This window comes from Pseudomonas sp. T1.Ur (genome assembly GCF_023516725.1).
GTDB classification, from domain to species: Bacteria; Pseudomonadota; Gammaproteobacteria; order Pseudomonadales; family Pseudomonadaceae; genus Aquipseudomonas; species Aquipseudomonas alvandae.
This window is the reverse complement of record NZ_JAMGSN010000001.1, coordinates 1,786,023-1,803,369: the sequence shown is the minus strand read 5'-3', so window position 1 is coordinate 1,803,369 and position 17,347 is coordinate 1,786,023. Positions and strand designations below refer to the sequence as shown.

Here is a 17,347-nt window from a genome sequence, read left to right as displayed (position 1 = left end):
GAGCCTCTAGCTGCCTGCGGCTCTGCCATGCTTGCCACCCAGCACCAGCGCAACGCCGCCCAGTACAGCGACGGATGCCAACACCATCCTTACGCTCAGGCTTTCCCCCAGAAAAACGATGCCCGCCAGCGAAGCCAGAATCGGCACGCTCAGTTGCACCGTCGCGGCTTGAAACGCTGCCAGATGACGCACCGCGACGTACCAGACCGCGTAGCCGACGCCTGACGCCAGCGCGCCGGAAAGAACCGCATAAAGTATCCCCTGCGGATCCCAACGCAGCGCTGAGAGGAACGGCACGCTTGCCAGCAAGACCAGGGGAATCGAGCGCAAGAAGTTGCCGGTTGTGGTGGCCAGCGGATCGGCGACAGTTTTGCCAAGCAGTGAGTAGATCCCCCATGCCGCCCCCGATAACAGCATCGTGAGTGCGCTAACGGGGTCAGGTGCGGCGGCACCCGGAAGCAGCAGGCTAACCAAGCCAACAATCGCCAGCACAAACCCAACGATTGCCAACGTGTGCATCCGCTCGCCTTTGAACATGCCGTACAGAACCATGCTCAGTTGAACCGCGCCAAACAACAGCAGCGCCCCCGTACCGGTCTCCAAATGACGGTACGCGAAGGAAAAAGCGAAGACGTAAACGAACAAGGCTGCGGCGCCCTGCCAACTGCCTTTGCCTATGGTTGAGGTCCGTCTCAAGGCACACAACAGCCATAACACCAAGGCCCCGCTGGCCAGCCGGACAACGCTGAAACTCGCAGCATCAATGTTGGTGTGCTTAAGCGCTAGGCGGCACAGCAGCGAGTTCGCGGCAAAGGCGAGCATGGCGAAACAGATCATCGCGATCAATCTTGCCGAAGCTGACGAGCTGGACGCCTTCGTTACGGAGTTGCTTATTGTCATGGTCGATCCCAATGCCCAGGCAGGCTCTCAGAACGCTCGACGCCACCGCGCCCTTAAAAACACGTTAAACGCCTCTGTACCGATCGGTCAATACAACTGTCTTCCTGCAACCATGGGATGAGCTTCGCTCGTCTGTATCCTTCACCGCGCACGCATGGGTATGATTGGCGCTCAACCGGTTGGAATTGACCCATGGGAAAAAAGAACGCCGTCGTCGCTGCCGAACCTGCTGAAACAAGCACCAAGGAGCGAATACTGAAAATCGCCGCGCAGTTGTTTTCGACGCGCGGGTTTCACGCGACCGGCATGGCTGAGTTGGAAAAAGCCACTGGCCTGGCTCGAGGCGCGCTGTATTACCACATCGGCAGCAAGGAAGAATTGCTGTTCGAAATCACCAGCCGGTATTTGCGGGTGCTCATCGCAGAAGGTACGCCCCTGTGCGAGAGCGACCAGCCTGCAGAAGATAAATTTCGCCAATTCTCGGCCATCGTGATGCGCACGATTGTCACCCACCTGGCCGAAATGACGGTGTGTTTTCGAGAAGTGTATTCGGTCATTGGCGAGCGCCAGACTGAATTGCTCGACCTGCACCGGCAGTATGAAAAGCTCTGGTCGAATATCCTCAAGACTGGCGTGAGCGAGGGGACCTTCCGCACATCGGACTCGTTAGCCGTGAAGGCTATTCTTGGCATCCACCACTACAGCTACTTGTGGATCAAGCCCGGAGGCCCGCGCTCTCCGGAATCCATCGCGACGTTCTTTTGCGACACCCTCCTGCCCGGACTGAAGGTTGAGCCGCGCCCGGCTTGACTGTCATCAGCGGCGCTTCAAGTGCGCCGCTTTCCTCCCCCCCTCATTCACGCGCCATCACCGATGGTCGTCCTTACGACTGGACCACGCGCGTTTTTCGTTCTAGGCTTATCTACAGACCGACCGATCGGTCTGTAGATAAGCCGTGGGTCCAGCGCGACAAAGGAATCAGAGGGAACAACAATGACAAAAAAATCCATGATCCCCGCCAAGCAAGACATGCCTCAAACATCTTTGGCTCGCAGGGATTTCTTGATTAAAAGCGGGGCCGTTATCGGTACTGCTGCCTTTGCTCTGGGCGATAGCGACCTGGTCAACGCAGAGACGACCAACGTCGCCCCTCTTGATCCGAACCTGCCCCTTGAAGTCCCGCAATGGACCCGTAGCCTTGGCACCCCCACGGCAAGCCCTTATGGCAAACCTTCAACGTTCGAAACCAAAGCGGTCAGGAATTTATATCCCGGCCTGAAGGACACGATGTCCGCCTACAGCACCTCGCCACTTCAAGAGTTGGACGGCATCATTACCCCGAACGGCCTGTTCTATGAGCGCCATCACGCGGGCGTCCCGCAAATCGATCCGGCACAACACCGGCTGGTGATCCATGGCCTCACCGAAAATGCCTTGATCTTTACCGTGGACGAGATACGCCAGTTCCCCGCCGTGTCACGCGTGCACTTTATGGAGTGTTCGGGCAATCCATCGTTTCTACCTCCCTGGGGCAAAACCGCCGCCGAAGTCAGTGGCCTGGTGAGTTGCGCTGAATGGACGGGCGTTACCCTGAAGACCCTGCTGGATGAAGCAGGGCTCAAGCCGCAAGCCAAATGGGTCATCGCCGAAGGGGCGGACGGTGCCGCAATGACACGCAGCATTCCCATCGAGAAATGCCTGGACGATGTGATGGTCGTCTACAGCCAGAACGGCGAGCGTCTAAGGCCGGAACAGGGCTACCCGCTGCGCCTGTTTGTCCCCGGCTACGAGGGCAACACCCACATCAAATGGCTACGCCGACTTCACGTCACCGATGCGCCCGCCTATAGCCGGGAAGAAACCGCCAAATACACCGACTTGATGGCGAACGGCAAAGCCCGGAAGTTTTCCTTTGTCATGGAATGCAAATCGCTGGTGACCTACCCTTCCGGCACCCAGAAACTGACGCGCAAGGGGCTGTATGAGATGCGTGGCATCGCCTGGAGCGGCCACGGCAAAATCACCCGTGTCGATGTCTCCGTCGATGGCGGCAATACCTGGACGCAAGCCAGGTTACAGGAGCCCATTCTGACCAAGGCGCTGACCGCCTTCAGGGCGCCTTTCGAATGGAACGGTCAAGAGTTGATGATCATGAGCCGCGCCATCGACGAGACCGGCTATGTTCAGCCGATGCTGGAACAGTTGATTGATGAGCGTGGCAAGGTCTCTTTCTACCACAACAATTCGGTGCAACCGTGGCGTGTTTCCAGCAATGGGGAGGTGACCAATGGACGGGCTTAAAAGTGGTTCGTTATTCATCGGTTTGCTGTGCGCCTGTGCGCTGAATCATGCCTCGGCACAATCCCAATACGGTTTGGGCACCAAGGCTACCGAAGCGCAGATCGCCAGTTGGAACATCGATGTGGCGCCCGACGGCAAGGCTTTGCCTCCAGGGCGCGCAACGGTGGCAGACGGGGAAAAGGTCTACATGAGCAACTGCGTCAGCTGTCATGGCGTGAAGCTCGAAGGTGGCATCGGCCCTGCGTTGGCGGGGGGCGAAGGAACGCTGACGACTGACAAACCGCTCAAGACAGTCGGCAGCTATTGGCCCTATGCAACGACGCTTTTCGACTACATCCGCAGAGCCATGCCCTTCCAGGCGCCACAGTCATTGTCCAACGAACAAGTCTACGCAGTGACCGGCTACATCCTGCACATGAACAAGCTGCTGGAAGCCAACGCGACCTTGGATGCATCGACCTTGACGGATGTACAGATGCCGAATCGAGACGGTTTTTATACCGATGACAGACCGGACAGCAAGGCTGTTGCCTGTATGTCGAACTGTTTAAAAGCTCACTGACGGATCAAAAAATGTAAAATCCGCTCGCCGATAAACCGTTCCTTCTCAACGAGCTTTGCTGATGACGCGGGCCAGTCGGCAGTGGGACCTTCGCTTAGGAAAGAACAGATGGCTCGATAATGTACTCACCGCAGCTCACCTACCGGCCCCGGCCTCATGTCACGAAAAAACATCCGCCGATACTCAGAAGGCGATGTGCCGAGGTGAATGCCGAATTGTTGCCTCAACGACAAGGGCGTTCCAAATCCTGCTTCGCCAGCAACACACTCGATCGGCAAATCCGTCGTCTCCAACAGCACCTGTGCCCTGGCAACGCGCTCTGCATTCAACCACTTTGAAACAGTACTGCCAGTAGCTTCCCTGAACCGCCGAGTGAACGTGCGCCTACTCATTTTCGCCATCTGCGCCAGGACGTCGAGCGACAGATCGGTGGCCAAGTTCATCCGAGCCCACACCAGTACATCAGACAAATGGGTCTCACTGGAAAGTTGCGGTACAGGATGTTCAACGTATTGAGCTTGGCCTCCCTGTCTATGCGGCGGTGTCACAAGCATCTTCGCTGTGCGATTAGCAACATCGGCACCCAGTCGCTCGCGTACCAGATGAAGGCAGCAATCGATCGCCGCTACGGTTCCTGCGGAGGTCATGATATTACCGGCGCTGACATAGAGTACCTCTGGCTTGAAACGAACCTCCGGGAAACGTTGCGCGAACTTTTCTCTCGCTGCCCAGTGGGTAGTCGCTTCTTTTCCATCAAGTAGTCCGGCATCACCAAGCACAAACGCCCCTAAGCATAGCCCCACTATGAGCTTTCCTTGGCTGTTGGCGAGCTGTAGCGCTGTTACAAGTTGCGCAGATGTGGCGATCAATTGATCGCCCCACGCGGGAATAACGATGACATCAGAGGCTTCCATCAGCTCCAAGCCATAAACAACCGCTAAGTCAATGCCTTGGTCGCAAGTCACCACTCCTGGCATCTCTGCGCAGTAATTGATCTCGTACTGAGGCGCACCAGGTGCAGAAGCCGTTCCCAGCACCATCCCAGGAACGGAAAGATGGAACAGACTTACGCCATTGAAAGCGAGAACAGCGACGCGTATGGATTGCATCAAATAGCCTCGGGTGACATTGGTGACTAATCACCGCAGAGAGGAAAAGGCCGACCGCCTACACGGGCGTACTCTGGACTGTTGAGGCTGCCCACGCCTCTCAGACCGTAGCGAGCCAACTGGCCCAATTATATCGAAATATGTCTTTCAGGCCACTGTTGTGATGGATACCACTCAGCAAGAATGGTGCTCTCGATGAACTAAATGGATCCTCTCACATGAATGTAAAACGATTTCCACTTGCCATCAGCCTTGCTTGCGCTGCCGCCAGCACATTCGCATCCGCAGGTACTGATGTTCTGTCTAGCCCGGACACAGCTCACAAGGTGGACTTGCAGCAGATCCGCAACGCAACGGTGAAAATCACCTACGGGGACACGACGTTTCTAGTCGACCCAATGCTTGCAGAGAAGGGAGCCTACCCTGGATTTGAAAATACCTACCGTAGCAACCTTCGTAACCCATTGGTTGATCTACCCGAGTCTCCCGCCAAAGTAATCGCTGGTGTGGATGCTGTGATCCTCACCCATACGCATCTTGATCACTGGGATGATGCCGCGCAGAAAGCGCTGCCTAAAGACATTCCGCTGTTCACTCAACATGAGGACGATGCGAAGCTGGTTCGTTCCCAAGGCTTCAAGAATGTGCGCGTACTGACTGACGAAGCTGAATTCGGCGGAGTCAAACTCACTAAGGCGGGCGGTCAGCACGGCACCGACGAGATGTATGCGGTGCCGCCTCTTGCGAAACTCCTGGGCGAGGCGATGGGCGTTTTGTTCCAAGCTCCAGGTTACAAAACGATTTACCTTGCCGGTGACACTATCTGGCGTAAGGAAGTTGACCAGACCCTCCAGAAATTTCATCCCGAGGTCATCGTACTCAATACCGGGAAAGCAAAAGTGAATGGGTTTGAAGGCGCAATCATCATGGGTGAAGACGACGTCCTGCACGCATCCCAAGCCGCAACAAAGGCAAGGATAGTCGCCGTGCATATGAACGCAATCAACCACACGTCGCTGACACGTGAAGCGCTGCGCATTTATGTTAAGAAGCAAGGTATCGAGAGTCGTGTAGATATTCCGGAAGACGGCGCCTCGCTGGAGTTCTGATTTGAGCCCTCTGGCTCGGGATGAAGAAAAGCTCTTCATCCCCGGTCGGGGCCTTGAACCCACGCGCGGAATTATTACGGCACTCACAAACTCAGCTCTCTTACAACAAGCGTCAATAGTTTTATGCGCACACAAGAAAAGCGCCAGTTCAATCACCGACTGTGATCGAACGATCAGCGTTTGAGGATTGCCAGTGTGAACCGCTGGGAGAAAAATCAGGCTACCAATAACAATTCAAATCCCGTCTTGCTGTAAGGGGAGGCCTGTATGCAAATTGAGCCGACACAACCTGGGCTTAAGCCCAAATCCCTAGGTGTCTCTGACATCGTCTTTTTTGTAATTGCAGCTGCAGCGCCGCTCGGCGCCACGCTTGGTGCTGGTCCTGTGGTTTTTGCCATGGGAGGTGCGGGCGCTCCCGGTATCTATTTGATCGCGTCGCTGGTATTGCTGCTGTTCGCAATTGGATTTGCAGCCATGAGCCGCCACGTGATCAGTGCGGGTGGCTTCGCCGAGCTGGTTACTCACGGATTGGGGCGAGCAGCCGGCAACGCAGCTGGCGGAATTGCACTGCTTGCCTATATCGCTATGTTGACTGGCATCTACGGTCAATTTGCTGCCTTCGGGGCAGACCTTGCTATGTCGATTGCGGGATTACAGGTGGACTGGCGCGTGATAGCTCTCCTCATCATCGGACTGGTAGGAATCTTCGGTTACATGGACGTTAAGGTGTCAGCCAAGGTGTTAGGCGTGCTGATGATTTTCGAGATCCTGATCCTGCTTGTCTTTGACATCGCAGTCATCGCCCAAACGGAAGCCAAGAGTTTCTCCTGGAACGGCTTCATGCCTTCTCAGATATTTACCCCTGGTCTCGGGGTGGCATTGATGTTCGCGTTTTGTTGCTTTGTAGGGTTCGAGTCCACAACCCTTTACGGGGAAGAAGCGAAGAACCCAAGTCGCACCGTTCCCCTTGCTACGTATGTAGCCATTGCCATCATCGGTATCTTTTACACGCTTACAACGTGGTGCCTCAGCCTGGCTTATTCAAATAGCGACGTCCAAAGTGTTGCCAGCGCTGACATGATCAATTTTGTGTTTAATGCCAACACGCAGTACGTCGGCGCTCTTTCCACAGAAATCATGAAAATCCTGGTAGTCACGAGTGTGTTCGCGGTCCTGCTCTCCTTTCACAACGCTCTCAGTCGCTATCTCTTCGCATTGGCTCGCAATCACTTCGTACCTCGACAGCTCAGCCGAGTACATCCCAAACACGCAAGTCCACACGTCGCTAGCGTTGCGCTCTCAATCACGACCGTTGTAGCCGTGGGATTATTCATCGTCACCAATGCCGACCCGATCCAGCATCTCTATCTGTGGATGGTTGGGCTCGGCACCCTCGCTGTTCTGGCCCTACAGACCCTCGGTGCCGCCGCTGTCGTCGGTTTCACTCTCAAGACTCAAAAGTGCAGCAAGTGGCAAGGGGTAGTCGCTCCAACACTAGGAGGATGCGGACTGGCGACTGCCGTTGTTCTCGCCGTGGTGAATTTTGACGAGCTAACTGGTGCTAAGGAAGGTATCGCAACTCTGCTGCCTTGGCTCGTCGTGATAGCCGCATTGGCGGGCGTTATTAACGGACTCAGGGCTAAAGAGAAGTTTCCTGTCACACCGGTCGTTTCGTAGAACGACAACCTCCCCCTGTTCAAATTGAACGAACCGTTACAGGTGGTTCTTTAATCGCGGAGCTTCCTCGCGAAGGCTGCGGCGCAGAGTTAATTCCATCCTTGCCAATAAATTCGGAGAATAACGTGAACAACCATCCACCTTATAACGACCTCAACCTGCAACTGATAGGAGGCGTTTGGCGGGAAGGTCGAACAGGACGGTCTATGACTGTTCATGATCCTTTCACGCAGCAGTCCCTGCTCGAAATCCCGTTGGCGAATAAGGAAGACTTGAACGAAGCTTATGCTAGAGCGCAAGCAGCACAGCCTGGCTGGGCAGCCACGGGGCCGTCTGCGCGAGCCGAAGTGCTGCTAAGAGCCGCTCGGATTTTTGATGAGCGCCATGACGAATTGGTTGATTGGATCATTTCCGAGTCAGGAAGTACGCGCATAAAAGCTGAGATCGAATGGGCGTCAGCGAAAGCTATCACTTTGGAAGCTGCTTCCTTTCCAAGCCGGGTTCATGGTCGCATCGTGGAGTCCGATGTGCCGAACAAGGAAAGCCGAGTATATCGACGCCCACTCGGCGTGGTTGGAGTGATTAGCCCTTGGAATTTTCCATTCCATCTCACCCAGCGATCACTCGCCCCGGCATTGGCGCTCGGTAACGCTGTAGTTGTGAAACCTGCCAGCGATACCCCAGTCACCGGAGGCTTGCTGCTTGCGCGCATCTTTGAAGAGGCCGGATTGCCAGAAGGTGTGCTCAGTGTCGTGGTGGGGGCTGGCTCGGAGATTGGAGATGACTTTGTGCTCCATCCAGTACCGAGCCTCGTATCCTTCACTGGCTCAACGCCGATTGGCCAGAACATCGCCCGCCAGGCAGGCAGCGGCGAATACCTGAAACATGTAGCGTTGGAACTAGGCGGTAACAATCCCTTTGTAGTGCTCGCTGATGCGGATCTCAAGCAAGCAGTTCACGCGGCTGTTGTAGGCAAATTTTTACATCAGGGCCAAATCTGCATGGCCATCAATAGAATTATTGTGGAGGAGCCGATTTACGACTCGTTCGTTTCATTATTTATCCAGCGCGTGAGCAACTTGATAATCGGCGATCCCAAAAATGCGGCAACCTCGGTTGGGCCCGTCATCAACCGAAAACAGTTCGACGGATTGATACGCAAGGTCGAACAAGCCAAGGCAGAAGGCGCAACGTTGGCTTATGCCGGCAAATCTGCAGGACTGGTATTTGCGCCGCACGTTTTCACCGAGGTGACATCCGATATGGAGTTGGCTTACGAAGAAATTTTTGGGCCGGTCGCCGGGATAATGCGTGCAAGGGATGCCGATCATGCATTGGAACTGGCTAACGCTACCCGTTTTGGGCTTTCCGCGGCAGTCTTTTCAGGTGACATTGAACGAGGCGTTCATTTCGCACGGCACATCCATTCGGGCATGGCTCATGTGAACGACATGCCGGTGGCAGATGCTCCTAACGTCCCATTTGGTGGGGAGAAGAACTCAGGCCTTGGAAGATTCAACGGTGACTGGGCGATTGATGAGTTCACCACCACTCAATGGGTATCTGTTCAGCTGCAACCCCGCCACTATCCCTTCTGAGTACACCCTCCAGTTGGCCAACAGATTGGAGGGGCAAAAATCCACTCTTGGGATTCGCGAGCGGTTAAGCCACTTCGAAGCGCCGAGCCTCAGGAATACATGAAAGAGAACTTTCAAGAGTCTCTGTCACGCAGCGTCGGAGCGATCTAACAGCCGGCGACCGGTTGCCAGCAAGTGTTGCCAAAGCCAATGAGCTACGTGGCGCGTCAGCCAATGGGACATAGCGCACGCCTGGGTGACTGAACAAGCGTGTGGCGGTAAGTGGGAAGGTATCAAACGCGCCGCCATAGGCAACCGCAGCCAAACTCTCTGGAATCGATTGGACATACGCGCCAATCCGGCTAGCCTCCTGCCGCTCTGAGCCCAAACTCCAGTATGCGGCCCATTCGGCCGGCGCTCCCTCGCCCGCTACTGCAAACGGTTGCTCAATCAGATCTGAGATTGTAAGGATCGAGGCATGCGCCATTTCATGACTGGCCGGTACGGCAGCCACTCGCGGCTCGTCAAACATCACATCGAGTTCAAGACGCGGATCGCTAATCGGTAGCCTGACGAGGGCCGCATCTACTTTGCCCGAGATCAGAGCCTGGACTTGATTTGTCATGGACAGCTCAGTAAACACCAACCGGATGTCAGGATTGCTCTGCTGAAAGAGCGTGAAGATAAGGTGAGTCAGTTCGCCCGCTGCATCACCAAAGAAACCTAACTTCAAAACACCCCGACTGTGTTCGGCAAGGGCACGGCACTCCAAGATCGTATTGTTCATGCTACCCAATAGCGTTCGAGCTTGATCTATGAACCTCTGGCCTGCCTCGGTCAATGAAACACGGTGACTGGTACGTTCAAATAATTTGAAACCTAACTCGCTTTCAAGTTTGGCAATTTGAGCGCTCAGACCAGATTGAGCGATATTCTCAATCTCGGCAGCCTTACCGAAATGAAGGGTCTCAGCCAGCCTGGTCGCTAAAAGAAGTTGTCTAGTGTCCATTGAGGGGTACCCTCTACTCACGGAACATGTGGGAAAGCAATACGCAGCAAAATTCATGCAAATTTTGGACGTAGCGGTTGAACAGCGACGTCTTACTTGACCTGTGGGTTTAGGGGAGCCTTATTGAGATTAAAAATGCTCCACAATGGCGCAATTCACTGAAAAACACCCTCTCACGGGTGCTCAATGCTGCTTGACGACCCTATGCGGCGATCCTCGGCTGTCGTAGGGCCGATAAAGAAACCGCAATTTTTTGAGAACCCCAAAATCGCGTCCATTGTTTCGCCCCGTGGGCAGGTAGGAAGCACTCGGTAACAACGCGTCTTCACACGGTAACACTACGGCGAACCCAGCCTCATCTGCGCTCTTCCGCCCAAGCAAGAGACTTTTTAATCCCTTCCATATTCCTTTGATTCCGATCATTGAGGATGACTGGATATCCTTAGCGACTAAATTTTCAATCCGTTAAATTTACTTGCAAATACCAGTGATCACGAAACCTGATCAAGCGATCTACAAATCACCGTTGCCCAGATACTAATTGAGAAAATATTATGACCTTAGGGTTGGTCAAGTGCGCAGAGAAGAATACGCATCAATGATGCAAAGCATAGAGATTCACGACCCGCTTTTCTGGTATTGAACTCAAAAATAGCCATGCGCCAACCCTTCAAAAAGCCTGGTCCCATTCGAAACAACCATAATTTTAAGCCACTTTGGAAAATAGCCATGAAGCTTAATTACCAGCAATCGCTAAAAAATTTCTCTGAAGCCTTTAATTTTTCCATGGAACAAACCTCGAAAGGAAAGGAATATATTCCAGGAGGTTTTAGCAGGCGCACATTTGGCTATGGCCCGCATGCGATCTTCGTCGACAAGGGTGAGGCACAATATCTTTATACTATCGAAGGTAAAAAACTCCTCGATCTCAATAACAATTTCGCCACCAATGTACTGGGCCACAATCATCCTGCGATCTTAAAGGCAATTCATGAAACACTACCCTATGGGTTCTCATTCGGGAATCCTACGAATCACGAGCTCGATCTTGCCAAACTGATTTGCGAGCGCATTGACTCTGTTGAACAGGTTAAATTCTTTTGCTCTGCGAGTGAAGCATGCTTGAGTGCCGTGCGTATCGCAAGAGGCTATACAGCGCGTAAGAAGATTGCCAAATTTGAAGGTGGATATCACGGTTTCTCCGATGACCTCGCGATTTCCGCTCACCCTAACCCGAACAATTTCCCTGGCCCGGATACTCATCCAAAGGCGCTCCCAGATTCTGACGGAATTCCCGCGTATAAAAGCGACAACGTCATTGTGCTGACCCAAAATGATTTTGATTCTTGCGAAACAATCCTCCGTGGCAACGCGGAAGAAATCGCGTGTTTGATAATGGAATTGCAGACTTGCGCCGGTGGGATTGTAGAGCTTGATAAAGATTTCGTGCAAAAGCTTCGAGCGCTTACCAAGGAGCTGGGCATCCTCTTAATCGCTGATGAGACCATCACACTCCGTGCAAATTTCAAAGCACTGCAAAGCGAGTATCAAATCAAGCCGGATTTGACGGTCCTCGGTAAAATGATCGGTGGCGGCCTACCCATTGGCGCAGTGGGCGGCAGTAGAAAGGTTTTCCGGGTCATCGAGGAAAACCAGGTCATGATTTCGGGCACCCACCATGGTCACCCATTGGCCTGCGCGGCGGGCATTGCCTGCCTTAAAGCCATGGACGAGAAAGCTTATGCGCGACTCAACGAAATGGCGGCGAAGATCAAAACTGAACTGAATACCTGGGCCAAAGCGTCCAAATATCCATTTACCGTTTTCGGCTCCTTCTCGGTATTCGCTTATGCGTTCACTAAAGAGCTCGGTCAGACCATTAATACGCACCGCGACTACTGGCATAAAATTGACGAAAACAGCATGGGTATCTATGCATTGGAAATGGCAACACGTGGCTATTATCCTGTCCATCGCGGCCAAGTGGGACTCACACTTCCAATGACAGACGAAGATATCGGGGGTTTCATAGAAACCACTAAGGACATTATTCGTCTCATTTACGCGAAGGATTAATATCCTATCGCCACATGCCCGCCAGTCCTCGATACGCCGGCACGATTGCTGCGTATCGAGAGCCTGGAATTTTTTCGCTTATCGAAGCTTTGAGGCATACAAGGGCCAAGCATAAGTGTTTCAAGCCATGCCATTTGATTCGCCTCTAATGAATCTGCGTCTCCAGTCTCCGACTACCGCTGCGAGCGCATTCTGGGTCAGTACCAATCCAACCTTGTAACTTGGTCAGGAGCCTTTTTGGACTCTGTGCGCATGCAGTCCGGTTCAGCACGCGCTGTTCGGCGCAAAGGATGAGCCCGCACGACACAGTTCGTCAGATACATATCCCAAACTATGTGTTCGCAGGCAAAATGGCATAATATGCCAATGACCGAAACAACCTGCTTGCCCATAGCTGGAGTTAATTATGGCGACGCGAAACGTTGTGCTCACCCCTCACCAGGAACAGGTTATCCATGACTTGGTGCAGTCCGGCCGTTATCAGAATGCCAGCGAAGTGATGCGAGAAGGTTTGTGTCTATTGGAACAGCGCATCGCCGAAGACATCGCCAAAATTGAGGCCCTGCGTCAGGCGACCTCGATAGGCGTCATGGACCTTGAGCACGGGCGCTTCACCCTGTGGAACGAAGGGGATCTGGAGCATTTCCTTGAGGGATTGAGCCGGGAGGCAACCCTCCCCGCGAGAGATAAACACTGAGCATGCCGTAGTATCGGATTTCCAACGCTGCGCGCACAGACATTGTCGACATCCTCAGGCTCTCCCAAGCGAAGTTCGGCGATCAAGCCCGCCAGCGGTATCAGGCGCTGATCCTCGCGGCGCTGCAAGCGATCGCCGACACGCCTTATCGCATTGGCAGCTACGAACGCGAAGAGCTGGCACCGGGCCTTCGCAGCTATCACCCCATCTATTCACGCCAGCAGGCCAAACAGCCCCATGGGGAGGTCAAAAGCCCACGTCATATCGTGTTTTATCGTGTAGCAAGCGCCGACGTGATCGAGGTCGTCCGACTCCTTCATGACGCCATGGAGGTGCAGTTGCATCTGCCCAACGATTGACCACAAACGCTAAAGGCCGACGCCTCCTGCACATAAATCTCAGGATCGAGTAGGAGGCGGCTTCACAGCCGCCGTCCTCTCATACCACCGTACGTACGGTTCCGTATACGGCGGTTCCTGCCTACTGACAAACTACGTCAGCGAGCTTGGTTCCGTTGATGTGTCGCCTGCGGTATCTAAGCGCCCAGACCGGCCATCGGAGCTTCCGGCTCCTACCTCCTGATGGTCTCGACCCCCGCTATGCGGAGTTTCTGCTTTACGCTCCACAGAGATCACACCCGACTATCCACTCATGACAGGTTCAGCCCTTCATTACTCCGGTTTTGAGCAACTACTACGGCCTCTGCTGCTTCTGTCGCCCATCCCGTCATCTCGCGACGTCGGTAGCACATGGCAGGTTAGACAGATCTCCCAGGGTAATTCGCGCGACCTTCCTGCTTATGCCTGTCGGATCTACGTCACAGCGTTCCGTGCAAGTATTGGGCTTTGGCAATTTTGGCTACCTTACCCCGCTGCACCGCCTAATCCGCTTCCTGTTCGTCAGGCCAGCATTTTGCCTCGGGCTTCCTTCAGATTCGCAGTCACCCGCGACACCCTTGCCTCTGGCTAACACTTCCCCTTGCCGGGTGTGTAGAGGACTTTCACCTCCAAGTCACCAGCGTGGCCACCACAGCCAAGCTGGTTGCGCTTGCGCGCAACGCGCCATGCCTGGCGCACCAAAAAAAAGCCACTCATCTGAGTGGCTTTTTTCTGAATCCTGGAGCGGGAAACGAGACTCGAACTCGCGACCCCGACCTTGGCAAGGTCGTGCTCTACCAACTGAGCTATTCCCGCGTCTTGGTGTGGCGCATTCTATAGATTCTCAACACGCCGTCAACCCTTTGATTCAAAAAAGTTTTATTTCGGATCAACATCGGTCCGCAGGTGCGGCCAGGCGGCGCGCAGGTATTGGACCATCGACCACAGCGTCAGGCCAGCGGACACCAGTAGCAAGGCATAACCCAACAGGACCCAGAAGCTGAAGTCCGAGGGATTCGCCAGCAGGATCACTAGCGCGAGCATTTGTGCGGCGGTTTTCCATTTGCCGAGGTTCGACACGGCGACCTGGGCGCGGGCGCCCAGCTCGGCCATCCATTCGCGCAGGGCCGAGACGACGATTTCGCGTCCGATGATCACCGCCGCTGGCAGGGTCAGCCAGAGGTTGCCGTGTTCTTGCACCAGCAGCACCAGGGCCACCGCGACCATCAGTTTGTCGGCCACCGGATCAAGGAACGCGCCGAACGGCGTGCTTTGTTCCAGGCGGCGCGCCAGGTAGCCGTCGAGCCAGTCCGTCGCGGCAGCGAAGGCGAAGACCGAGGCGGAGGCCAGGTAGCTCCAGTGGTACGGCAAATAGAACAGCAAAATGAAGATCGGGATGAGCAGGACGCGTAGAACGGTAATCAGGTTTGGGATATTCATCGGCACAACTGGCTACGAGGTTGACGGGCATTCTACTCGCTATGCAGGTTTGCATAAATCGACTCTGCAAGCTTTTTACTGATACCGGGTGCTTTGGCTATCTCCTCGATGCTGGCACGAGACAGCTCCTGCAAGCCACCAAAATGTTTCAACAGATCGCGCCGGCGCGTCGGCCCGACCCCTGCCACGCCTTCCAGCGTGGAAGTGCGGCGGGTCTTGCCGCGGCGGGCACGGTGGCCGGTGATCGCGAAACGGTGGGCTTCGTCGCGGATCTGCTGGATCAAGTGCAAGGCCGGTGAATCCCCTTTCAGGGTGAACTCATGGGCCGCGTCGTTCAGGTACAGGGTCTCGAAACCGGCCTTGCGCGTCGCGCCCTTGGCCACGCCGAGCAGGATCAGGTCCGGGACCGCCAATTCGTTGAGCACGTCGCGGGCCATGGACAGTTGGCCTTTGCCGCCGTCCACCAGCAGGATGTCCGGCAGCTTGCCCTCCCCGTCCTTGATCTTGCCAAAGCGCCGCATCAGCGCCTGGTGCATCGCCGCATAGTCATCGCCGGGCGTCACGCCCTCGATGTTGTAACGCCGGTAATCGGACTTGATCGGACCTTCCGGGCCGAACACCACGCAGGAGGCAACGGTTGCCTCGCCGCTTGAGTGGCTGATGTCGTAGCACTCGAGCCGCTGCGGCGGCTCGTCCAGATCCAGGACGTCAGCGAGGGCATCGAAGCGTGCCGCAACGTGCTGGCGGTTGGCCAAGCGCGCGCCGAGGGCCTGCTCCGCGTTGGTCACGGCCAGTTGTTGCCAGCGCGCGCGAGTTCCGCGCACACGATGGCTGATGGTCAATTCGCGACCACGGAGCTTGTCGATGGCCTCGATCAGTGCCGGGAAGTCTTCATGGACCACGTTGACGATCAATTCGCTGGGCAAGTCGCGTTCCGGGCTGCTGATGTAGTACTGGCCCAGGAAAGCGGCCATGACTTCGGACACGTCTTCCTCGATTCCTACCTGGGGGAAGAAATTCTTGCTGCCCAGGACGCGACCGCCCCGCACGTTAATCAAATGCACACAGGCGCCGCCCGGGTTGATGAACGCTGCCACGATATCGACGTCGCCGCTGCCGCCTTCCATGCTTTGCTGATCCTGGACCCGGCGCAGCAGCCCGATCTGGTCGCGAAGCTCCGCGGCGCGTTCGAATTCGAGGTTGATCGAAGCCTCTTCCATGGCGGCCGACAGCTCATCGGTCAACGCATTGCTGCGCCCTTCCAGGAACATCACGGAGTGACGCACGTCCTCGGCATAGACCTCGGGCTCGACCAGCCCGACACACGGCGCCTTGCAGCGCTTGATCTGGTATTGCAGGCACGGTCGGGTACGGTTCTTGTAATAGCTGTCTTCACATTGACGGACGAAGAAGGTTTTCTGCAGCAGGCTCAGGCTTTCACGAATCGCCCCGGCGCTGGGGTAAGGACCGAAGTACCGCCCCTTCGCCCTCTTGGCTCCGCGATGAATGCTCAGGCGCGGAAACGCCCCGTCGGACAGGAACACATACGGATAGGATTTGTCGTCGCGCAGCAGGATGTTGTACGGCGGGCGCCACTCTTTGATCAGCGTCTGCTCAAGCAGCAACGCCTCGGTCTCGTTGGCCGTGATCGTGGTTTCGATTTGCGCGATACGCCCCACCAAGGCGGCGGTCTTTGGCGCGAGGCCGGTCTTGCGGAAATAACTGGCCAGGCGCTTCTTGAGGTTCTTGGCCTTGCCTACATAAAGCAGGCGCGCATCGCTGTCGAACATGCGGTACACGCCAGGGCGGCCGCTGCAGGTCGACAGGAAGGCACTTGGATCAAACTGTTCAGTCATTGTCAGGCGCTGGCATCGACCATGCCATGACGCACCGCCAGCAACGTCAACTCGACGTCACTGCTGATCGAAAGCTTTTCGAAGATACGGTAACGGTAGGTATTGACGGTCTTGGGCGACAGGCAGAGTTTGTCGGAGATGATCTGGACTTTCTGGCAGCCGACAATCATCAAGGCAATCTGGATTTCCCGCTCGGAGAGCGCATCGAAAGGCGAATCGTTGGTCGGCTGGAACGACTTGATCGCCAGTTGCTGGGCAATCTGCGGGCTGATGTAACGCTGCCCCGCAAACACCAGGCGAATCGCCTGGACCATTTCGTTGAGGCCAGCGCCCTTGGTGAGGTAGCCCGCCGCGCCTGCCTGCAATAACCGGGTCGGGAACGGATCTTCTTCACACACCGTCACCGCAACGACCTTGATGTCAGGATGGCTGCGCAGCAGTTTACGCGTGGCTTCGAGGCCGCCGATGCCCGGCATCTTGACGTCCATCAGAACCACGTCGGGTTTCAATTCACGCGCCTTGATCAGGGATTCCTCCCCGGACTCGGCCTGGCCAACTACCTGCAGGCCATCGATGTCAGCCAGCATCCGTGTAATGCCCGTACGGACGAGATCATGGTCATCGACCACTAACACCCTAATCAAGCAGACACCTCAC

The 17,347-nt window shown here is 55.4% G+C and carries 16 protein-coding genes and 1 tRNA gene; 10 read left to right on the top strand and 7 right to left on the bottom strand.

Annotated elements, in window-relative coordinates; all coding sequences use genetic code 11:
- Positions 1-6 precede the first annotated feature (6 nt).
- Positions 7-837 (bottom strand): DMT family transporter, encoded by an 831-nt coding sequence (locus M8Q45_RS08400; protein ID WP_249874288.1) that lies wholly within the window; start codon positions 835-837, stop codon positions 7-9.
- Here M8Q45_RS08400 and M8Q45_RS08395 point away from each other — a divergent pair.
- The 4 genes from M8Q45_RS08395 (at position 821) to M8Q45_RS08380 (ending at position 3,763) form a co-directional block, all read left to right on the top strand.
- Entirely contained in the window at positions 821-1,021 is a 201-nt protein-coding gene (locus tag M8Q45_RS08395) for a hypothetical protein (RefSeq protein ID WP_249874287.1), read from the top strand. The two genes, M8Q45_RS08400 and M8Q45_RS08395, sit on opposite strands and share 17 nt — an antisense overlap.
- 71 nt (positions 1,022-1,092) lie before the next feature.
- Entirely contained in the window at positions 1,093-1,710 is a 618-nt protein-coding gene (locus tag M8Q45_RS08390) for a TetR/AcrR family transcriptional regulator (RefSeq protein ID WP_249874286.1), read from the top strand.
- Positions 1,711-1,893: 183 nt separating this feature from the next.
- Complete coding sequence (soxC, locus tag M8Q45_RS08385; RefSeq protein ID WP_249874285.1) at positions 1,894-3,201, top strand: sulfite dehydrogenase; 1,308 nt, start codon at positions 1,894-1,896, stop codon at positions 3,199-3,201.
- Positions 3,188-3,763: a c-type cytochrome gene (locus tag M8Q45_RS08380; protein ID WP_249874284.1), complete on the top strand. Its 576-nt coding sequence runs from the start codon at positions 3,188-3,190 to the stop codon at positions 3,761-3,763. The genes soxC and M8Q45_RS08380 overlap by 14 nt, the downstream gene beginning before the upstream one ends.
- 125 nt (positions 3,764-3,888) lie before the next feature.
- On the opposite strand, the gene M8Q45_RS08375 is transcribed toward M8Q45_RS08380, so the two are convergent.
- Positions 3,889-4,872 carry a GlxA family transcriptional regulator gene (locus tag M8Q45_RS08375; RefSeq protein ID WP_249874283.1) on the bottom strand — a complete coding sequence of 328 codons (984 nt, stop codon included), beginning with the start codon at positions 4,870-4,872 and terminating at the stop codon, positions 3,889-3,891.
- Between the two features lie 218 nt (positions 4,873-5,090).
- Between M8Q45_RS08375 and M8Q45_RS08370 the strand changes: the two genes are divergently transcribed.
- From M8Q45_RS08370 to M8Q45_RS08360, 3 genes are all read left to right on the top strand, one after another.
- Positions 5,091-5,981 (top strand): MBL fold metallo-hydrolase, encoded by an 891-nt coding sequence (locus M8Q45_RS08370; RefSeq protein ID WP_249874282.1) that lies wholly within the window; start codon positions 5,091-5,093, stop codon positions 5,979-5,981.
- 267 nt (positions 5,982-6,248) lie between these two features.
- Positions 6,249-7,658: an APC family permease gene (locus M8Q45_RS08365; protein ID WP_249874281.1), complete on the top strand. Its 1,410-nt coding sequence runs from the start codon at positions 6,249-6,251 to the stop codon at positions 7,656-7,658.
- A 125-nt stretch (positions 7,659-7,783) separates the two neighbouring features.
- Positions 7,784-9,256: an aldehyde dehydrogenase family protein gene (locus tag M8Q45_RS08360; RefSeq protein ID WP_349654619.1), complete on the top strand. Its 1,473-nt coding sequence runs from the start codon at positions 7,784-7,786 to the stop codon at positions 9,254-9,256.
- A 64-nt stretch (positions 9,257-9,320) separates the two neighbouring features.
- Here the strand turns inward: M8Q45_RS08360 and M8Q45_RS08355 are convergent, their stop codons facing one another.
- Entirely contained in the window at positions 9,321-10,244 is a 924-nt protein-coding gene (locus M8Q45_RS08355; RefSeq protein WP_249874279.1) for a LysR family transcriptional regulator, read from the bottom strand.
- Positions 10,245-10,973: 729 nt separating this feature from the next.
- Here M8Q45_RS08355 and M8Q45_RS08350 point away from each other — a divergent pair.
- The 3 genes from M8Q45_RS08350 (at position 10,974) to M8Q45_RS08340 (ending at position 13,376) form a co-directional block, all read left to right on the top strand.
- Positions 10,974-12,320 carry an aspartate aminotransferase family protein gene (locus M8Q45_RS08350; protein ID WP_249874278.1) on the top strand — a complete coding sequence of 449 codons (1,347 nt, stop codon included), beginning with the start codon at positions 10,974-10,976 and terminating at the stop codon, positions 12,318-12,320.
- Between the two features lie 406 nt (positions 12,321-12,726).
- Positions 12,727-13,017, top strand: a complete 291-nt coding sequence (locus M8Q45_RS08345) for a type II toxin-antitoxin system ParD family antitoxin (protein WP_249874277.1) — start codon at positions 12,727-12,729, stop codon at positions 13,015-13,017.
- 17 nt (positions 13,018-13,034) lie between these two features.
- Positions 13,035-13,376 (top strand): type II toxin-antitoxin system RelE/ParE family toxin, encoded by a 342-nt coding sequence (locus tag M8Q45_RS08340; RefSeq protein ID WP_249877293.1) that lies wholly within the window; start codon positions 13,035-13,037, stop codon positions 13,374-13,376.
- Positions 13,377-14,134: 758 nt separating this feature from the next.
- Here the strand turns inward: M8Q45_RS08340 and M8Q45_RS08335 are convergent.
- The 4 genes from M8Q45_RS08335 to gacA all read right to left on the bottom strand — a co-directional run bounded on the left by M8Q45_RS08335 (position 14,135) and on the right by gacA (position 17,334).
- Positions 14,135-14,210 (bottom strand) — tRNA-Gly (locus tag M8Q45_RS08335).
- Between the two features lie 63 nt (positions 14,211-14,273).
- Positions 14,274-14,834, bottom strand: coding sequence for a CDP-diacylglycerol--glycerol-3-phosphate 3-phosphatidyltransferase (gene pgsA, locus M8Q45_RS08330; protein ID WP_181286221.1), 561 nt, complete (start codon positions 14,832-14,834; stop codon positions 14,274-14,276).
- A gap of 32 nt (positions 14,835-14,866) precedes the next feature.
- Entirely contained in the window at positions 14,867-16,690 is a 1,824-nt protein-coding gene (uvrC, locus tag M8Q45_RS08325) for an excinuclease ABC subunit UvrC (protein ID WP_249874276.1), read from the bottom strand.
- Between the two features lie 2 nt (positions 16,691-16,692).
- On the bottom strand, positions 16,693-17,334 hold the full coding sequence (gacA, locus tag M8Q45_RS08320) for a response regulator transcription factor GacA (RefSeq protein WP_003200277.1): 642 nt from the start codon (positions 17,332-17,334) through the stop codon (positions 16,693-16,695).
- Positions 17,335-17,347 lie beyond the last annotated feature (13 nt).